Raw genomic sequence first — 17,452 nt, 5'->3', positions numbered from 1 at the left:
AGCGGATGTGAGAAGAGAAGGAAACACGATAATGAAGAACCTCGGCATCGCCACCATCGTCGCAAGCGGTTTGGCGGCAGCCGTTCTCGGGCTCGCCGCTCCTGCGGTTGCGGCCCCCAGCGGCCCGGGCAGCGCGCAGCAGACCATCAACCAACTACAGCAGCAGGGCTACAAGGTAATCGTCAATCACATTGGCAGCACACCGCTTTCCCAGGCGACCGTCGTCGCGATACGTCCCGGGCAGACCTACAGCCGGACCGACTCGGGCAACCCCGGTGACAGCCGGCAGACGACCGTCACCAACAAGACGGTCTACGTCGACGTGAAGTAGGTCCTACGACGACGAAGGGGCATCGCCGCGGCGGTGCCCCATTGTCATATTCGCGGCCCCACCTGGGATTGTCGCTCAGAGGTGGGCACATGCAGTGCTGGTTCCGCAGCCGTGACGGGTGGTGCGACCCGGCTCAACCCTCACACTTCGATAGCAGGATCCGGCGCGGCATGCCGCGGCCCAGCAGGACGCTGATCCGGCACCACTGAATCAGACTGACCAACCGCAGACTCCGGCACACGCTCACGGCGCTCCTCGGACGCAGCGGCCTGCTGCTCCTCGGCGGAACGCTCCTCGGGGCGCGGCTCCTCCCGCTGCGCAGCGGCCGGGGCGTCGCCCGAGCCCGGCCCGGGGCCACCACTCGCACCCTTGCCGCCAGCCATCTGACTGATCTGCTGCACGCCCTGCATGGCACTCTGCGGTACGGACGACACAGCGCCCATCGCCTGCATGGGCATCTGCGCGGCCTGACTGGCCATCTGCATCGGCGTGCCCATCATCTGGCTCATCTGACTCATCGCGTCCCCGCCTGCGCCGGCGGCACTTCCGGCAGCGCCAGCACCCATGCCGCTGGCAACACCCGAGCCCGAACCGCCACCGGAACTGGAACCACCACCAGACCCGTCGAAACGATGCTTCTCGTACTCGGCGGCGAGCTGCTCATCCTTGGTCTGATACATGTCCGCCGCGGTCACGATGTTCGACGCGGTCTGACCGGCCGCCTCCTTCACCGCGGGCAGGCCCTCGATGATCGGCGTCTCCAGGCCGGGCAGCTTCGCCGCGATCGCCTGCGAGATGGCGTCGCCGCCAGGCACGCTAAACGGCGCAGGCGCGTCGGGCAAAGCACTGGCGGACACCTCGAGCTGAGAACCCAACTGTGACAGCATCTCCGTGTCGACCCTCAGGATGTCGCCGCCACCGGCGCTGTTACCAATCGACATGTCACACCTCGCTTCAGAAACGCAGGTTGCGAAGGAGGTCGTAGACGCCCGCGATCCACAGCAGCAGCGGGATCACCGAGGCGATCGCCGCGCCGTCAAGCAACTCGAGGATTCGCTTGGTCACCGGCGACACCCGGCGCACGCCCGCCGTCGCACCGATGACGATCAGCGCCACCATCCCGGCGGCGGCATAAAGAACCAGCACCAGCCATGCCATATCGGGGTACCAGTCGGACAGCCGGACTGCCACACCTGTGGGAATGACCACCACGGCCCCGAGAAGCGCCCAGGCACACCAGCGTTCGGCGTACAACCGGGAGCGGAACGCGCAGACGGCGGTGACCAGGCCCGCCACGATCATGCTGTGCACGAAGAAGTGTCCCTGCACCACGACGGTGATGGCGCCAACGGACAGCACCGTGGCGCCCGCCATGACGAAGCCGATCAGCAGTTGCTTGGCGAGCTGGCTGCGCTCGGTGAGCCGTGCCGCCGACTCGGGAACCGACGCGATGATCGCCTGCCACGTCGGGGACTCCTCGGAGGCCTCGGGCACCGAAACGGGGTCCAGCAGTTCATCGTTGGTGACCGACTCGCCCGGCGCCGGGATCGGAGGCAAGGCGATGCGCGCGACCGCGACGGTCAGCTTGGCGGCATTCGTCACCACGATGAGTCCGAACGCGATGGCGCCGGCGGGCACCCAGAAAGACCAGCCGTACCCGAACGCGATGGCCGCGGCGGTGACCGCGATGGCCGTGACAGCCAGGAAGGACGCCACCTCGGCGCGCTTTCGTGGGCCACCTCTGGTTGCCAGCACCAGCAGCAGGACGACTGCCGCCGCGCCGGCGATGTTGGGGGCACCCAGCCCGTCGATGCCACGCGGCAGCGGAACGGCAAGTGCCGCCGCGCCCGCCAGCAGCGGAACCGCAGCGATCAGAAGGCTTTCCGACATGGCGATGTCGCCATATCGGGTCTTGGCCAGCATGCTGCCGGCCAGCACCCCGAGCCCGAGCACGCCGACCCCGAGCGTCCACCACCAGCTATGCCCGGTCGTGGACCACGCCCGCAGCGTCGCGCCCGTCAGCACCAGCGCGACGAACGGGATGGCCAGGCCGACGAAACGGTTGAGTGCCGTGCGGTCGAACTCCGGCGACTCGTCGAGCACTGCGATCGCGTCGATCACGTCCTCGACCAGTGGCCGGTAGCGCTCGGTGCGGCTCACCGACACCAGCGTCAGCAGCGCTCCGTCGACCACGCCCACGTCGTCCAGGGACTCACTGGCCCGCAGCGGCGGAGCACCGGGGCGCGCAAACGCCCACTCGCCCTGCGCCTTGAAGTCGAAGCCGGCCAGCACGTCGGCCGGCGCGTCCTCGAGCAGATCACCGAGAACCGACACCGTGTCATCGATGTAGGTCTCGACCGGAGCCGACGCGGGCAGGACCAGATCGGTCATGCGACGTCCGGTCAGCACCGTGACGCGAGTCGTCGATGGCCTGCCGGGCGTGACGCCCGGCGTGCTGGGTGCGGCGGCCGTGGCGGTCAACGACGCTCGAGCCGGTCGAAGTCGTCGGACAGCGCCGCGGCCAGCTCGACCGTGCGCCGTCGGAAGGTGTTACTCAGCAGCTCCAGTTCGATCTCGGTGCCCGAGGCGATGTGCTTGTCCCACGGCAGGACGATGACCCGGCCGGGCGCAACGTGCCGTTCGAACTGCTGCACCAGATCCTCCACGTCGATGTTCGGCTTGCCCGGTACGACGTGGTTGATCACGACGCACGACCGACCCAGTAGATCCTGGTAGCCGTTCTGGCGCAACCAGTCCATCGTCACCGCGGCCTGTCGTGCGCCGTCGATCGAGGCGCTGGCCACGATCACTAGACCCGACACTGTGGACAGCACTCCGCGTGAACTCGACTGGAACAGTCCGGCACCGCAGTCGGCGAGCACCAAGTTGTAGTACCGCGACACAATGTTGACCGCGCCCGCCCAGTCCTCCTCGTTGAACTCGCGGCGCGCGCCGCTGTAGTCCTCCGACGAGAGCACCTCGAGGTTCGAGCCGTTCATGCTGGTGTACGCGCGGATGTCGTTGTAGCGCGATAATTCCTTGTCCGACAACAGGTCTGCGATGGTCGCCGCGGACTGCCTGCCCGCGCGGTCGGCCAGGTTGCCTGCGTCGGGATCCGCGTCGACGGCCAGGATGCGGTCGCCGCGGATCTTGCTCATCGCCGAGCCCAGGGCCACGGTGACCGCGGTCTTACCTACGCCGCCCTTCAGTCCGAACACACCGATCTGGTACGAGTCGCGCGCATTGCGTCGGATCCGTGCGAACAGATCCAGCTCGTAGAGCTCGTCGGGTGAGAGTCCCACGTTGATGCGGGTCAGCAGGTACAGGAACCGGCGCCATCCGCGCTGCGACGGCGCCTTGACCGCCGACCGCACGCCGACGTGCGACAGCGCGTCGATCGCCCGGTGGTTGCCGATGCTCGCGGCCGACGCCAGTGCGGGCTGCCCACCGGTCCAGGCACCCTGACCCTCCATCTGAGCGTCGGCGAAGTGCTGCGACGGTGCGGGTGTCGGAGCGTGCCGCGCCTGCGAAACCGGGGCAGAGCGCTGCTGCTCGTAGCGGGCTCCGGCGGATGCGGATCCCTGCGGCGCGCGCATCATCCCGTTGGGCGGCACGGCCCGCTGCTGACCAGTGGCCGGTGGGGTCGGCCGCATCTGGGCCGTGATCTCGGCGGCGCGCGGTGGCGGCGCGGCGGCGGCCTGGGTGGGCGCCGGCGTCACGGGCATGGGATCGGCCGACGCGTCCGGGCTCACGGTGCCGGTGGGCATCGACGCAGCTGCAGCAATCGCTGCCTGCAGGGCCTTGGGGTCGACGGTCGTCGTCTCGTCATCGCCCGCTTGTGCAGCCTCAGATGAGTGGAAGAGCCGGTCATAGTCGGCCGACATGGGGAAGCCTCTCGACAGTGGGGTCACGCCTGGTCATGCGGCGAGGTGGGCGAGGCGGCACCGAGGCCGGCCCGCCCACCTCCGTGGTGCGTCCGTCTTAGCCGGAAAACAGTCCCTGCGCGTGGCTTTCGGTCGTTTGCATGGAGGCGGATGCCTCGGCGCAAGTCGACGCCAGGTTCTGCAGTGCGTTGTTCAGCTCGAGCGACGCCTCGTCCCAGCGCATCTGCACGCCCTGGTAGGCCTCTGAGCCCGCGCCACCCCAAGCGGCACTCAGTGCGGCGAGCGACCCCTTGCCCTCGTCGAGCAGACCCGCGGTGGTGGCCACCGAACCCTGCAAGTCGCTCACGCCGCCTTCTATCGCGGCGAAGTTCCAAAGCTGTTCTGACATTAGTTATCTCCGTTTCTCGTGAATGGTTGTGACGATCAGGTCAAGCCGGTTACATCGAGCTGCCCATGGCGGCGGTCACCGCGGCTGATTGGTCTTCATCGGTCGACGTGTACCCCGCGCCAGCCGTGTGAATGTTCCCCGAGATGTCGTTCAGCTGCTGGATCTGCTGCTGAGCGGCCTCCTGGAAACGCAAGAGCGCGTTCTGCGCCGCCATACCGGCCTGGCCCTGCCACTGGGCGGCGAGTTGGCCTCCTGTGGACTCGACATGCGCGATGACGCCCTTGAGCTCTCCGGAGATGCGCTCGAAGTTGGCTGCCTCCTTGGCGAGGACAGCGGCATCGGTATTCATCTGTGACATCGGTGTTTACCTCTTCTTTTTCCTGTGTCCTCACCACGGGAAATGGCGAGTCCTTCCGCCCCCTCGGGTCGGGAGTCTTGTTTTCGTCGACGACCTACCAGTCGTCGTCCTCGTCCTCGCCCAGGTCATGAGCGAGTGGTGACGGCGCCTGCAGACCGGCCTTGGATCCGCCACTCTTCTTGTTATGGCCCATCATTCCCATCGGGGCACCGCCTCCAGAGCCCACGGGCGCCAGACCGGCACCACCGGAGCCAGCACCCGCGCCGACCGGTAGTGGTGTCTCTGGCTTGCCGACCAGATTGGCCATCAATGGCGTCTGCGCCATCGATCCACCCATCCCGGGCAGCGACGCCGCCCGCACCAGACCGGCTCCCGCACCCAGACCCGATCCGCCGGCGAGCGGATGGTTGGAGAACGGGCTGGCCCCCATCAGTCCCATCTGTGCCGGATTGGACGAGTTGCCCATCCCGCTGAACATGGACGTCATCTGTTGCAGCGGCGACGTCAGCTGCTGCAGCGGCTGCGTCACCATTTGTGTGGCCTGTTGCGGCAGCTGCATGGCCATGGAGCCCAACTGTGACCCCATCTGCATCGCCATCTGCGCACCCTGCTGGGCGCCCTGCATCGGGTTCTGCTGAGCGGCGTTCTTCGCCGTCTCTGTCTGACCCTCGGCCTTCTGGGCGGCCATGTTCGCCTGGGCCGCACCCCTGCCGGCGTGCAGCGCCATCGACCCCAGCTTGGCCCGTGCGCTCACCGACGCGATCGACAGTTCCCGGACTAGCGCGCCCGGAGCCATTGTCGCGACCTGGCCCAACGCCGCGCCCACCCCCGCCTGGCCGACACCCGGCACGACGATCGGCTTCATGGGCATGATGGGCTCGAACAACGTGTTGGCCGTGGTCTCAGCCTGATAGGCGTCCATGACAAACGCCGCCTGATTCCACATCCGGACGAAGTAGTCCGCCTCGTTGAGCCCGATCGGCACGGCGTTGACGCCCAGGAAGTTCGTCGCCTCCAGGACCCCGTGCGTGACGTGGTTCAACTCGATCTCGGCCAACGGCGGCGTGCCCATGAGCGCTGCGGTGTAGGAGGTCGCCTGGGCCGTGGCCTGCAGCGCACGCTTCTGCGCCTGCAGTGACGTTGTACGCAGCCATAGCACCATCGGCATGGTCGCCTGCACCGCCCGCTCACTCGCCGCGCCCGTCCACACGCTGCTGAGCGATGTGAGGCTCGCGGCCAGCTCGTCTGCCTGCGTCTCCAACAGGATCGCCATTGCCTCCCACCCAGCGGCGGCCTGCATCATCGGTGCAGGACCCGCGCCGAGCATGAGCCGGGAGGTGTTGACCTCCGGAGGCATGGCGTGCCACGACATGGTGGGCACCGCGGGGATTAGAGACATGGTTTGCTAGATCCGAGTTTCAGCTCACAGAGTTAATGTTGTTATTACGACAAAACGCTGGCGTTGGCTGCGTCGACTGTGGCGTAGATACCCGAGACCTCAATGAAGGCTGCGCCGGTTCGCGACAGTTCCTCCTGAGCGAGCGCATTGGTCGCGAGAGCCTGTGCGCCCTCGCTCGCGAAAGCAAGCGCCGCCTGCATCGACACCTCGTCAGCGCCGGCGGGCATAAGTGCCGTTACCTCCGCGGCCGCCGCGCTACCGCCGGCCAGGCCGCGGGCACCGTTTGCGACCACCTGTGAACCGATGGAGGCTGCTGCGGGATTGTGGGACATGGGTTGCATTTGCACTTCTCCTTTACCAATTCCGAATGGGCTGTAAAGCCGATGTTTCGGCGGCACTGAGAGATTTGCAAATCCCCACCATGTGATCCCCCGACCCATTTGCTAGCCCATTGTGCTAGGCGTTGCTGAATGACTGAAGAGAATGTTACCGGGACTCCGGAGGTGCTGCGAACACTTCTTCTTCGGGTGGATCGACGTAGGCCGCCTGAATGATCTCCTTGCCGTCCGGCGAGACAAGTAATGCCTGGCCAGGAGGCCTGCGCTTCAGCTTGAACTCACTGGTGGGGAACTCGGTCTTCTCGCCGGAGAGGAACATCGTCGGAGACCCGGCGCCGTAGGCAGCACCAACGAACTTGTCCATCGTGGCGCGGTGGGCCTGGCTCATCTGGCACGTCACGACGATGTGCAGACCGATGTCGGCGGCCGCCGGGAGCAGTGGTGCTAATGGCGCCATGGGCGGCACCATGCCGCCGGCGGCGACGATCATGTGCCAGTCGTCGACGAGCAGGACCACGTCGGGGCCGGTCCACCAGGACCGGGCCCGCAACTGCGAGGTGGTCAGGTCGGGCGGCGGCAGCCGCTTCTTGAGGTTGGTGGCCAGCGCCTTGATCGACTCCTCCAACGTGGTGTTGTTGCGGTTGACCGCGCCCGCAGCAAGTAGATGGCTCTGTGGAACGGCATCGAGCAAACCCGATCGGTAGTCGGCCAGCATGAAGCGCACCTGCGACGGACTGTTCCTCGCGCAGATCGCCGACGCGACGGCATGTGCGATGGTTGTCTTGCCCGACTTGGGCGCACCGAAGATCAGCAGGTGCGGAGTCGTGTGCATCGGGTTGTAGGCCACCGAAAGGTCCGACTCGCGCAGCCCAATCGGGATCGTCCACCTGGTGCGGTAGTCCGAATCTGGCCCGGGCGGGTGCGGATCGAGCTCATGCAGATGGATCCGCTCTGGCAGGACCCTGACCTGAGGCGCCTGGTCGGTGTGGCGGGCGGCGATGTGCTCCACCGCGGCCGAGATCGCCGGAACCATGTCGGTGGCGCTGTGCACGCCGTCGATCCGTGGGACGCCGATCATCAGATGGTGCTTCTCCACCGACACCGCACGGCCAGGCCGGTTCGCCGGAATCTCCCGGGTGATCCTGTCGATCTGCGTCTCGTTGACGTCGCCGAGCCGGAACTCCAGCTTGGTGCCCAGGTAGTCGCGCACGCGCGCCTTCAGCTCGGTCCAGCGCGGTGTCGAGATCACGGTGTGCACACCGAACGCCAGCCCTTGGCCGGCAAGGTCCTGCACCACCGGCTCCAGGTCCGGGAACTCCGAGGTGAACGCCGGCCAGCCGTCGATCACCAGAAACACATCGCCGAACGGGTCGGCGGACGCGGGGTGGTTCGGGTCGTCGCGCAGCTGGCGGTACGTCGCGATCGAGCCGACGCGGTGCTCCTTGAACATCGCTTCACGTGACCGCAGGACGGACTTTATCTCGGCCACCATGCGATTCACGCGGTCTGGTTCGGAACGTGTGGCGACGCCGCCGACGTGTGGCAGGTCCTCGAGGTACATCAGGCCGCCGCCACCGAGGTCGATGCAGTAGAACTGCACCTGCCGCGGGGTGTGTGTCGCGGCGGCCGACAGGATCATCGTCTGCAGGAAGGTCGACTTCCCGGTCTGGGGCGCGCCGCCGACGGCGATGTTCCCGCCCGCGGCGGACACGTCGACGCCCCACACCTCCTGGCGGTGCCTGCGGGGTTCGTCCATGATGCCCAGGCCGAAGCGCAGCGGCTGACGCCTGTCGTCACGCTCGACCAGTTCGTTTACGGGCGTCGGATCGGTCAACGGGGGCAACCACATTGCGTAGGCCCGCATCTCGCCGGTGTTCAGCTGTTCGAGGACCACCTCGCGCAGGACGCGCTGTTCGGGCTCGATGCTCATCAGTTCACCACCGACTCAGCGATCGGCGCCGCGGTGAACGCGTGGATCTTCAGCTTGCTCTGCGGCGCATGCCGTGGCGCGACTTCACCGTTCTCGCTGATGACCGTCGTCGGTTCGTAGGGTGTCCCGGTGTATACGCTCTTGAACTTCATCGGGTCCTCCATCCCCACCCGCAGGAAGCCGACCCCGCTCTCCTTGTTGGTGATGTACTGCGCCTCGGGCGTGCCGATCACCGCCTTGGACTCCGCGGAACTGGTGGTGCGCAACGCGATCCGGTAGGTCAGGTTGGGTTCGAGCTTGTCGATGCGCACACCGCCGGTGTTCAGCGACTGCGTCGCGAGCAGCAGGTGCACGCGCAGTGACCGGCCGACACGGCAGATGCGGTCGAACAGGTTGATGAAGTCGGGGTGGTTCTGCAGGAGCTCGGCGAACTCGTCGACCACCACGAAGAGCGTCGGCAGCGGCGGCAGGTCGGCGCCGCGTTCCCGGTGCTTCTCATACTCGGCCACCCCGGACAGGGCACCGGCCGCGCCCACCTGGATGCCGGCCTGGCGCAGGATCGACTGGCGCCGGTCCAGCTCACCGGAGAGCACCTCGCCCATGCGGCTGACCAGCTCGGCCTCCTCCTCCATGTTGGTGACGACTGCCGCGGTGTGTGGCAGCTTCTCCATACCGAGGAACGTCGAACCGCCCTTGAAGTCCGTCAGTAGGAGGTTGACCTGATCTGGGTGGTGCGTCGCGGCGAGCGAGAGGATCAGCGTGCGAAGGAATTCCGACTTGCCCGAACCCGTGGTTCCGATGAGCATGCCGTGCGGGCCCGCGCCGAACTCCGCGCCCTCCTTGATGTCGAGGTAGCAGATGTCACCCGACTTCAATTCGTGGCCGAACGGGATCTTCAACCGGTCCCGGTCGAGATCGGTGAACATCCGCCACCGGTTGGGCGTGACCTCCTCGATGGTCTGCGCGCCCACCAGCTGGTGCCACTCGGTGGCGACCTTCTTCTGCACCCGGGTGCTCTTGTCGATGATCGTGCCGGTGATGGACCAGCCCGCCAGCTTGCGCGCGATCCGGCCCGCCTGCTGCGGGGTCATCGTGTCCGTGCCACTGGTCACCAAGCGGAACGTCTGGTTGGGCAGGCGGTCGTCGGCGGTGCCGTCGGCGTCGACTCGGATCCGGTAGGCCGAACCGCGGTGGTTGCCGAGCGTGATCACGGTGACACCCGCGCGGCCGTCGACGGGGAAACCCGCCTTGCCGCCGGTGAGATCGATGACCACGACGTAGGGGCCGCTGGGCGCGGAGTCGGCGGCGTGCGGCCCGCGTGCAGTCAGATCCGACAGTCCGTCGGGGCGGGTGAACACCAACCGTGTTGCGCCCGCGGCGTCGGTGTCGGTCTGGTGCTGCACGTGCGGCAGCCACTTCAGCCACGCCCAGTCCGGATCCTCCGGATTCTCCGTCAGCACCCGGATCTGAAGCAGGTCCGGCGGATGGAACACCGCCAGGTGACAGATCATCGCGGTCAGCAGTCCCGCCGCCCCATCCGGGTCGCCACCGATAGCAACCGTCGGAAAGGTCCGCAGCTGAACGAGTTTCGGACAGTCGTGGATCAGGCCGTGGGTGCGCAGGAACTTGGTGACCCACATGTGGCTGACCGGCTCGAGGTGCGGTTGCGGTGCGGCCTGCGGACCGGCGAGTTCGCCGCCGACGGACGGTTTGAGCAGGCGGTCCACCGCGGGTTCCGACCCGATGCCGATACGGGTGGCGGCGTAGAAGTCGGTGCCGGTCTGTCGTGACCACTGCCGGTTGGTGCCGATGATCGACAGCAGGTCATCGGGGTGGGGTGCGTGGTAGTTGAAGAACGTCACCTGCGCCGCGGCAGATGAGGTGACCCTGGTCCGCAGCCCCGCGAGGTAGCGCAGGTACTCCTTGCGGTCGGCGTTGATCTCGGGCACCTTCTTGCCTCCCGATCCGCCTCCGGCCATGAAGCCCACGGTGCCCATGACCATCATCAGCGGCATCATCAGCATGTACGGCGAGAGCTGACGCACGCCGGTGAAGATCATGATCGCGATCATTCCGAGCATGCAGCCACCCATCACCCACGGCATCGCCTTCTGCATGCCCGACGGTGGAATATCGACGCCGAGGTCCTCGGGTGGCGTCACGTTGATCTCGCCCGGCGTCAGCCGCGGACCCCGCTTGATGGTGGGGGTGAACTTCTTGGTCGTCATCAACCGCCTCCGGTGTTCGACGCGGGTTGGGCCCCACCGGCGCTACCGCCGTCGACCCTGCGCGGGTTCGGATCGGCCGGCAGGGAGTCGTGTTCCAGCAGCGCGGCCTGCTGGGACAGCACCGGGCCGTCCACCAGTAGGCTGACCACCTGCCACGGCGCCGTCAACGGCCCGTAAAGCCCGAGGTCGCTCGCCGCGTCGTCGTTCGGAATGCCGTACCGCACGCCCTGCGGATCGACGTAGTACATACTCTCGCCGTAGCGCGGATCAGGTGACTGCAGCCGGATGAACTGGCCACCGTTGATGAAGACCGTTGAGTCGCCACCGATCTGGTCGATCCCATTGTTCATCGCCGTCGCCGGGATGGGCAGCCTGCGGCCGCTGATCACCGACGTCCGAGACCCCTGATCGCCGGGCTGGCGCTGCCACGACCAGCACAGCGTCGGCGACTCCTCGCGCAGCTGCATCTCGAGTGCCTTGTCCGGCAACGGCGACACGTAGACCTGTTCGGCGATCTTGGCGACGACGCTGGACTCGACCGACGGCGGCGCGACCAGCCCGTAGGAGTTGCCGGCGCGCAATGCCGCGGCCGTGGGGTCATTGACCTTGGCCACACCGTCGGGCAGCACGACGTAGTGCTGCTCACCCGACTCGGTGACCGTCTGGAACACCGACCCGATCACCAGGTTGGCCGGCAACCCGAGCGTGTTCGGCGCGCCGGCCCCGGGTATCTGCGGCAGCTGCCACGGCCCCACGTTGGGCAGCGCGTTGAACAACCCCGATGAGATCGGCGTCGCCTTGGCGGTCACCGGGATTCCGACTGCCGACGTGACGGCCCGATCGGACAGGTCGATGGCGTGCCTGCCGCGGTCGGTGACCAGCCAGTCCCCGCCCTCGTAGGTGACCAGCATGCCCTGGTCGGGCCGCATCGGTCCCACCGATCCGTCCTTCACCAGCGGCAGCACGATGACCGATGTGTTCACCGTCGGCGCAACGCTTTCCGCCTTGGTCACGGTGTCGCACAGGGTCCACGTGGACTCGGCGACGGAACTGACCGGCGTGGCGTAGGGCGCACCGGGGATACCGATGGGCTGCCCCTTCGACATCCGGTTGAGTTCCTCGGACTTGACCGCCGACGGTGTGCCCGGGTTTCCGAGCACCAGCCGCGCGGAGGTCAGGTTGTACACCGGACGCAGCTGATCGGTGCCCGGCAGCATCACGTAGAGCTGGTTGGTGGTGCGGTCGACCAGCAGGCTGTCGCCGCCGCGCTTGCCCAGGGGCTTGAAGTACGCCAGAAGTGCTGCGCCCAGACAGATCACCACCGCCAGGATGATGCCCGCCATCACCGCCCGGCTGTAGAACTGCAGTGGATCGTCGAACATCCGGGTGTCGCGCCGCACGATGGCGTGCTCGACGCGGCGAAGGAGGAACCGCCAGCCACTGACCTGAACCTTGGTGGTGAGCCGAAAACCAGCCATGGGCTAATCGCCGATGTTCAGGCGTGCATGTACGGCCTCAATGGCTTCCGCCATGTCCTGCCCCCCGATTTCACTGAGTTGTTCCACCCCGAGGCTCTCGAAGTCGACCGAGCGCGTCAGCCGCATGTCGCGGCACTGCTCCCCGGCCTCCACGAGTTGCCGCGCGTACCGACCGTTACCTGCGATGTCCAGCGCCGGCTTGTCGTTGAGCTTGCGCTCGCTCAACAACGTGGCCGCCTCCAACAACCTCTTGGCCGCCTCCTCGCTGAGCGCCGAGTCATTGTTGGTGGCAATGACCTTGGCGATATCGACGATATCCTCCGGCGAGTACGAGTCGAACTCGATTCGCGTCGCGAAGCGCGACCGCAGGCCGTCGTTGGTCTCCAGCAGCCGGTCGATGTCCACGCTGTAGCCGGCGATGATGACCACCAGCCGGTCGCGGTCGTTCTCCATGCGGGCCAGCAGCGTGTCCAGTGCCTCGGTGCCGAACTGGTCCCCACCACCCTGTTTGGAGTCCTGCACCAGGGCGTAGGCCTCGTCGATGAACAGCACGCCGCCCAGCGCCCGGTCGATCGTCTTGCTGGTCTTCACCGCGGTGTGCCCGAGGTACTCGCCGACGAAGTCCTTGCGTGACGTCTCGATCAGTTTGGGCTCGGCGATAACGCCGAGGCCGGCCAGGATGTTGGCCACCACCCGCGCGATCGTCGTCTTGCCGGTGCCGGGCGGGCCGGTGAAAATCATGTGCTTGGACGTCTGGCCGACCTTCATGCCGCGCGCCGCACGCACCTTCGCCATCTGGGTGGCCGCCCGGTAGCGCTCGATCTGCTCCTTGACCCGGCTCAGGCCGATCTGCCGGTCGAGTTCGGCCTGGGCCTCCTCCAACAGCCTCTCGCGGCCCGAGTTGTCGGTGACCGCGCTGGACGGATCCCACGGGTCCTGACGCGAGGCGATCTTCTCCGACGTGGTGGTCTGCAGCCGGTAGTTCGGGTCCCGCAGCGCGGCAGCGACTTTCGGCTCCGAATGGCTGGCCTGTAACCACTCCAGCAGCGCCACGGCGGACTCCTCGTTGCCCTGGCTGCGCCGTGTCATGGCCAGGAACCAGGCGATGGAGGTCGCGCAGGCCTCCCCCGCGGGTGACGAATTGGCCTCGGTCAGACGACGTTCCGCCTCGGTGAACAGCCCGAGGTTGGCAGCGGCGACACCGTGGGCGACGCTCGCGGCCGCGGCGAGGAACTTGTCGGGCCACGCGGTCGCGCCGCGCACCTCCTCGATCACGTCGGTCCACCGCTCGGCCGCGGCGTAGACCACGGCCTTGACCCAGGAGACCAGGTGCTCGGCGCCGGTTGCGGGCGCGTCCTCGAGCGCCTCCATCGCGTCGGCGAAGTTGCCCTCGGCCGCCTCGTTCACGGCGAAGCCCATGGTGATCGCCAGTGGTGAGTTCACCGGGTAGGTGATGTCACCGAACTGCCCCCCGATGGGCACCCGGGCGCCGACGCTGTTCATCGAGATCTCGGCGGCGCCCGCGAGTTGGCCGAAGTTGTTGCGCGAGAACCACGCCCGGAACAACGTCACCCGGTCGGTGTCACCGCAGCGAATCCGTCCCACCCACGCGTCGCACGCGGTCTCGTCGTGCGATGTGATCTCGGAGAAAATCTCCAGGGAGCGCGCCGGGGAGTTCGGCAGCATGCCCACGGCACTTCCGAAGAGCCCGGCCAATTGGTCAGTCATGGTCACCTGTGTATCGAGTGGAGAACACCGCGGCCCGATCCGCGTCCGCCTGTTCGGGCGAGGGCAGGTCGAGGTCCCGGCTGAGGAAGTCGCGGGTCGCGACGTCGTCGTGACCCTGTTGGCGCATGCCCTCGAGCATGAATGTGTACTGCGCGGACCTGGCGTCCTGCGTCGCAAGACGCGCGATGACGAGGATCTCGTCGGCCAGGTTCGTTTCGGTCATCGTGCTCACCTTCGGAGAGAGGTCGATCCGGTGCACTCGTCCATCCATGAAGGTAGTCACGGTCACGGTCCCCTGCGGATTCGTCACCGTGAAGAGCGGTACCGGCAGCCCGTCGTCGGGCAGGCCCGGATCGGGATCGGGGTCGGGGTCGGGGTCGGGGTCGGGGTCGGGGTCGGGCAGCAAACCGCCGCCATCGACGGTCGGGTCCTCGACGACGTAGCCGTCGAACGCATCCAGGTCGGACGCTCGGTCGTTGGGGGAGGTGTCGTCGCCGGACGTCGAGAAGTCCAACGCCGACAGGACGTCGTAGTCGTCCTCTTCGTCGTCGTGCGGCGAAGTGTCGTCCACCTGGGGCTTGCCCTCTCTCAGTCCGCGTAGGAATCGGTGTCGGCGCCGTCAGACCAGGCCACGTCGAACCACGAGCGCGACGGCAGGAACTCCAGCAGCCCGTCGAGGGCCCGCTGCAGGTTCTCGGTGGTGCCCGCGAGGAAGCTGCCGTACAGCTCCCCGTTGACCCGCCGTGGAATCGACACGATCCGCCCCTGGCGCGCATCCAGAACGCCGGCCGCGACGTCGGTCTGGGTGAAGGTGCCGCCGTCATGCCGCTCGTTGGCGGTGATCTCGACCCAACTCTTGGGCTCTGCGATGGCGTCGGCGTAAATACGCGCCGACGGCGGCGCAATTCCGAACTGCGCGAGCTGATTAGCGGTGGTGCAATCACCGAGTTTGCTTGCCACCCCGGTCAACGGTTCGACATCGGCTGGCGGTGCCGAGCCCAGCACGACATTCACCATTCCGGCCAGACCGACCTGAGGTGCGACGCGCTGCAGGACCAACATGTCTCCGTCGCGGGCGGCGACGACATGGCGGTCCCCCTTACGGCACACGGTGAAGCGCACCATTTTGCCACCAACATCGCGTCGCCACCATCGTCCCTCGAGGGTGCGATCGGCGCGGCTCAGGGTGTCGAGCATGGCGGCGACCTCGGGATGCGGATCGCCGAACACGTTCAGGATGCCCTGCGCCGTGAGGTCACGGGTCACCTGTTCCCACACCATGTCACGCAGCTCGAGTAGCGGAATGTTCTGCCGAATACCCAACGACGTCGGGAAGTCCATCAGGTTCAACTTGTCGGCGATGACGAGCAGCCCGTCGATGGTCACCTCGACCGCGACGACGTCATCAGCGTGCGTCGAACCGTACGAATTGGTCATGCCCGCCCCTGCATCTGCGCGCCGAGCAGACCCCTGGCGCAGTCGTCTGTGTCGTCGTAGCGCCTGGCGGCGTCGACGAGGCTGGCCTCCAGGTGGTCCGACATGTCCTGCATGGACCTGCCCGCCGCGCGTCGCGCGCTGTTGGCCGCCTCGACCGCAGCCGCCGTCGACCACGAGATGACACCGTGGCTGACCCGCACCGATGTGTCGACCCCCTCGGTGACCTCGGTTGCCGACAGAATCTCGGCAGCGGCTCGCCCCTGCTTCGCCGCCAGTTCGCCCAAGTGGGCGGTCGTGACCTCTAGCTCACCAGACATTGGAAAAACCCCCTCGCGCTCATCTTCCTACTGTTGTGCCAGCGACGGCGACCCGATTGGGTCATTCCGATCCAAAGTAGCTGTGATCGGGCCGGCCATCCCGGCGGGATCGACATCGACTGCCAAGTGCACCGGGGCGCGACCGCCGTCGGCGGCACCGGGCGCGGCGCCCGGCTCCTCGGGCGGGACCGCGCCGTCCGCATCCTGCTCCTCGATGTGCTGCTCGACGTCGGGGATGCCGTCGCCGTTCTCGTCCTCCTCGACGTCGGGGATCCCGTCGCCGTCGGTGTCGGTGGTAGCCGCCCTCGCGTCCTCGGCCTCCTTCTCTGCCTCCTCCTTCGCGGCCTGCTCCTGCATGGCCTTCTGCACCGCCGACTGCACCAGCGAGGCGATCTGTGCGGCACTCATTCCCGTAGCGGCCGCGGCGGGCATGGCCCCGACCGCCGCACCCGGCAGACTGCTCAGCGGCGCCGCGAGACCGCCTGGTGCCGCGCCGCCGCCCGACGCCGGCGACCCGGTGGCGACCGGCGGCGTGGGGGTGGAGGCATCTGGGGGCTCCGGCGCGGATGGCATGTCGGCAGACTCGCCGTCACCCGATGACGTGCCACCCGACGATGAGCCACCACCCGACCCCGTACCTGAACCCGAACCACTACCTGTGCCGGCGCCCTCGGGCCGCGTGCGGTCCGATCGAGCTTCGCCGGGCGAGGTGTCCGTGTCCTTGTCGCCCGTGTCCCCGTCACCAGGCGCATCGCCCTCCTCACCACCGGGCGGCGGGGACGGGGGCGGAGTGTTCGGGTCGGGCGTCTTCTTAGACATGGTGGACCGCCCAGACCGCCCGGACCGCTCGCCGTACCGGCCAGCCGTGCGCGAAATCTCCGCGGCGTTGGAGCTGACCTGCTGCGTGAGCTCGGTGAGCTGCATCGTGCACGCGCCGAGCGCCTTGGTCACCGCGGCGATCTCCATCGCCAGCGCCGCCCCCTGTCCGACGAACGGTGTGGCCGCGACGAGCATGGTGACGAGCCCGACGTCGGCCAGCCAGTCGCTCTGGTCGTCGAGCACGGCGCGCGTCGCCGTGATCTGTCCCGCCTCACGCGCCAGCACCGCATTGATCGACTGATCCGAGGCCACCATCGTCTGAGTGCGGCCGATCTGGCGGGAGTTGCTGTTGGAGTAGGACTCCGAACCACTGCCCGTCCAGGAGCCGTTCGGATACGCGCCCGCCAAGGTGTCGCGGGCACCGGCGAACCGGCTGGCGCCGGCACCGAACCGCGCGCCGTCGTCGGGGCTGCCGACTCCGGTGGTGAGCTTCATTCCGGAGATGGTCATCTGGCCGCCGACCAGAATGGGCGTCTTCGCCCGCTTGAGGAACTTCTTGATCTCGGGGTTGGCGAGGAAGCGCAGCGCGTCATCGCCGTACTCGGAGAGCTTGCGGCCCAGTCGCGCCAGCTCCGCCAACCGGCCGGCAGTGGAGAACCGCTGAAACAGACTGCCGAGTCCCTTCACGCCGCCCGCTAGTTTGTCGGCATTGCCGATGAGACCCTTGGCGGCTTTGCCGACCTCGAATACGGCCGCACCCACGTCCTTGATGTCCCCGAGCAGGCTCATTTACCCAATCCCCTTCGCCGGCTGCGAC

Annotated in this window: 16 protein-coding genes; 1 reads left to right on the top strand and 15 read right to left on the bottom strand. The window is 67.3% G+C overall.

From position 1 onward, the window contains the following. Window positions 1-31: 31 nt before the first annotated feature. Window positions 32-331: a hypothetical protein gene (locus ABIA65_RS04055; protein ID WP_354522710.1), complete on the top strand. Its 300-nt coding sequence runs from the start codon at window positions 32-34 to the stop codon at window positions 329-331. Between the two features lie 140 nt (window positions 332-471). Here ABIA65_RS04055 and ABIA65_RS04050 read toward each other — a convergent pair whose 3' ends face one another. The 15 genes from ABIA65_RS04050 to ABIA65_RS03980 form a co-directional block, all read right to left on the bottom strand. Then, entirely contained in the window at window positions 472-1,272 is an 801-nt protein-coding gene (locus ABIA65_RS04050; RefSeq protein WP_354522709.1) for a hypothetical protein, read from the bottom strand. 13 nt (window positions 1,273-1,285) lie between these two features. Next, on the bottom strand, window positions 1,286-2,812 hold the full coding sequence (gene eccD / locus ABIA65_RS04045; RefSeq protein WP_354522708.1) for a type VII secretion integral membrane protein EccD: 1,527 nt from the start codon (window positions 2,810-2,812) through the stop codon (window positions 1,286-1,288). Continuing rightward, on the bottom strand, window positions 2,809-4,215 hold the full coding sequence (locus ABIA65_RS04040; protein ID WP_354522706.1) for a MinD/ParA family ATP-binding protein: 1,407 nt from the start codon (window positions 4,213-4,215) through the stop codon (window positions 2,809-2,811). Before ABIA65_RS04040 ends, eccD begins: the two co-directional genes overlap by 4 nt. Window positions 4,216-4,312: 97 nt before the next feature. Continuing rightward, window positions 4,313-4,603, bottom strand: a complete 291-nt coding sequence (locus tag ABIA65_RS04035; RefSeq protein ID WP_354522704.1) for a WXG100 family type VII secretion target — start codon at window positions 4,601-4,603, stop codon at window positions 4,313-4,315. A 49-nt stretch (window positions 4,604-4,652) separates the two neighbouring features. Then, a complete protein-coding gene (locus ABIA65_RS04030) occupies window positions 4,653-4,961 on the bottom strand; it encodes a WXG100 family type VII secretion target (protein ID WP_354522703.1) in 309 nt (102 codons plus the stop codon). A gap of 94 nt (window positions 4,962-5,055) precedes the next feature. Further along, entirely contained in the window at window positions 5,056-6,360 is a 1,305-nt protein-coding gene (locus tag ABIA65_RS04025) for a PPE family protein (protein ID WP_354522701.1), read from the bottom strand. A gap of 44 nt (window positions 6,361-6,404) precedes the next feature. Continuing rightward, entirely contained in the window at window positions 6,405-6,701 is a 297-nt protein-coding gene (locus ABIA65_RS04020; RefSeq protein WP_354522700.1) for a PE family protein, read from the bottom strand. 145 nt (window positions 6,702-6,846) lie between these two features. Beyond that, window positions 6,847-8,628, bottom strand: coding sequence for a type VII secretion protein EccCb (eccCb, locus tag ABIA65_RS04015; protein ID WP_354522699.1), 1,782 nt, complete (start codon window positions 8,626-8,628; stop codon window positions 6,847-6,849). After that, on the bottom strand, window positions 8,628-10,856 hold the full coding sequence (gene eccCa, locus ABIA65_RS04010) for a type VII secretion protein EccCa (protein WP_354522698.1): 2,229 nt from the start codon (window positions 10,854-10,856) through the stop codon (window positions 8,628-8,630). Before eccCa ends, eccCb begins: the two co-directional genes overlap by 1 nt. After that, complete coding sequence (gene eccB, locus ABIA65_RS04005; protein ID WP_354522697.1) at window positions 10,856-12,334, bottom strand: type VII secretion protein EccB; 1,479 nt, start codon at window positions 12,332-12,334, stop codon at window positions 10,856-10,858. The genes eccCa and eccB overlap by 1 nt, the downstream gene beginning before the upstream one ends. 3 nt (window positions 12,335-12,337) lie before the next feature. Continuing rightward, window positions 12,338-14,062, bottom strand: coding sequence for a type VII secretion AAA-ATPase EccA (eccA, locus tag ABIA65_RS04000; protein WP_241402213.1), 1,725 nt, complete (start codon window positions 14,060-14,062; stop codon window positions 12,338-12,340). Next, window positions 14,055-14,633, bottom strand: coding sequence for a YbaB/EbfC family DNA-binding protein (locus tag ABIA65_RS03995; protein WP_354522696.1), 579 nt, complete (start codon window positions 14,631-14,633; stop codon window positions 14,055-14,057). The genes eccA and ABIA65_RS03995 overlap by 8 nt, the downstream gene beginning before the upstream one ends. A 17-nt stretch (window positions 14,634-14,650) precedes the next feature. Next, the gene (locus ABIA65_RS03990; RefSeq protein ID WP_354522695.1) at window positions 14,651-15,499 is read right to left on the bottom strand and encodes an ESX secretion-associated protein EspG; all 849 of its coding nucleotides are present in this window, start codon (window positions 15,497-15,499) and stop codon (window positions 14,651-14,653) included. Next, window positions 15,496-15,816 carry an ESX-1 secretion-associated protein gene (locus ABIA65_RS03985; protein ID WP_354522694.1) on the bottom strand — a complete coding sequence of 107 codons (321 nt, stop codon included), beginning with the start codon at window positions 15,814-15,816 and terminating at the stop codon, window positions 15,496-15,498. The genes ABIA65_RS03990 and ABIA65_RS03985 overlap by 4 nt, the downstream gene beginning before the upstream one ends. Window positions 15,817-15,843: 27 nt before the next feature. After that, the gene (locus tag ABIA65_RS03980; RefSeq protein ID WP_354522693.1) at window positions 15,844-17,424 is read right to left on the bottom strand and encodes an EspA/EspE family type VII secretion system effector; all 1,581 of its coding nucleotides are present in this window, start codon (window positions 17,422-17,424) and stop codon (window positions 15,844-15,846) included. Window positions 17,425-17,452: the final 28 nt, after the last annotated feature.

It is taken from the genome of Mycolicibacterium sp. 624 (genome assembly GCF_040548615.1).
GTDB lineage: Bacteria > Actinomycetota > Actinomycetes > Mycobacteriales > Mycobacteriaceae > Mycobacterium.
This window is presented reverse-complemented; position numbering and strand designations above follow the sequence as displayed.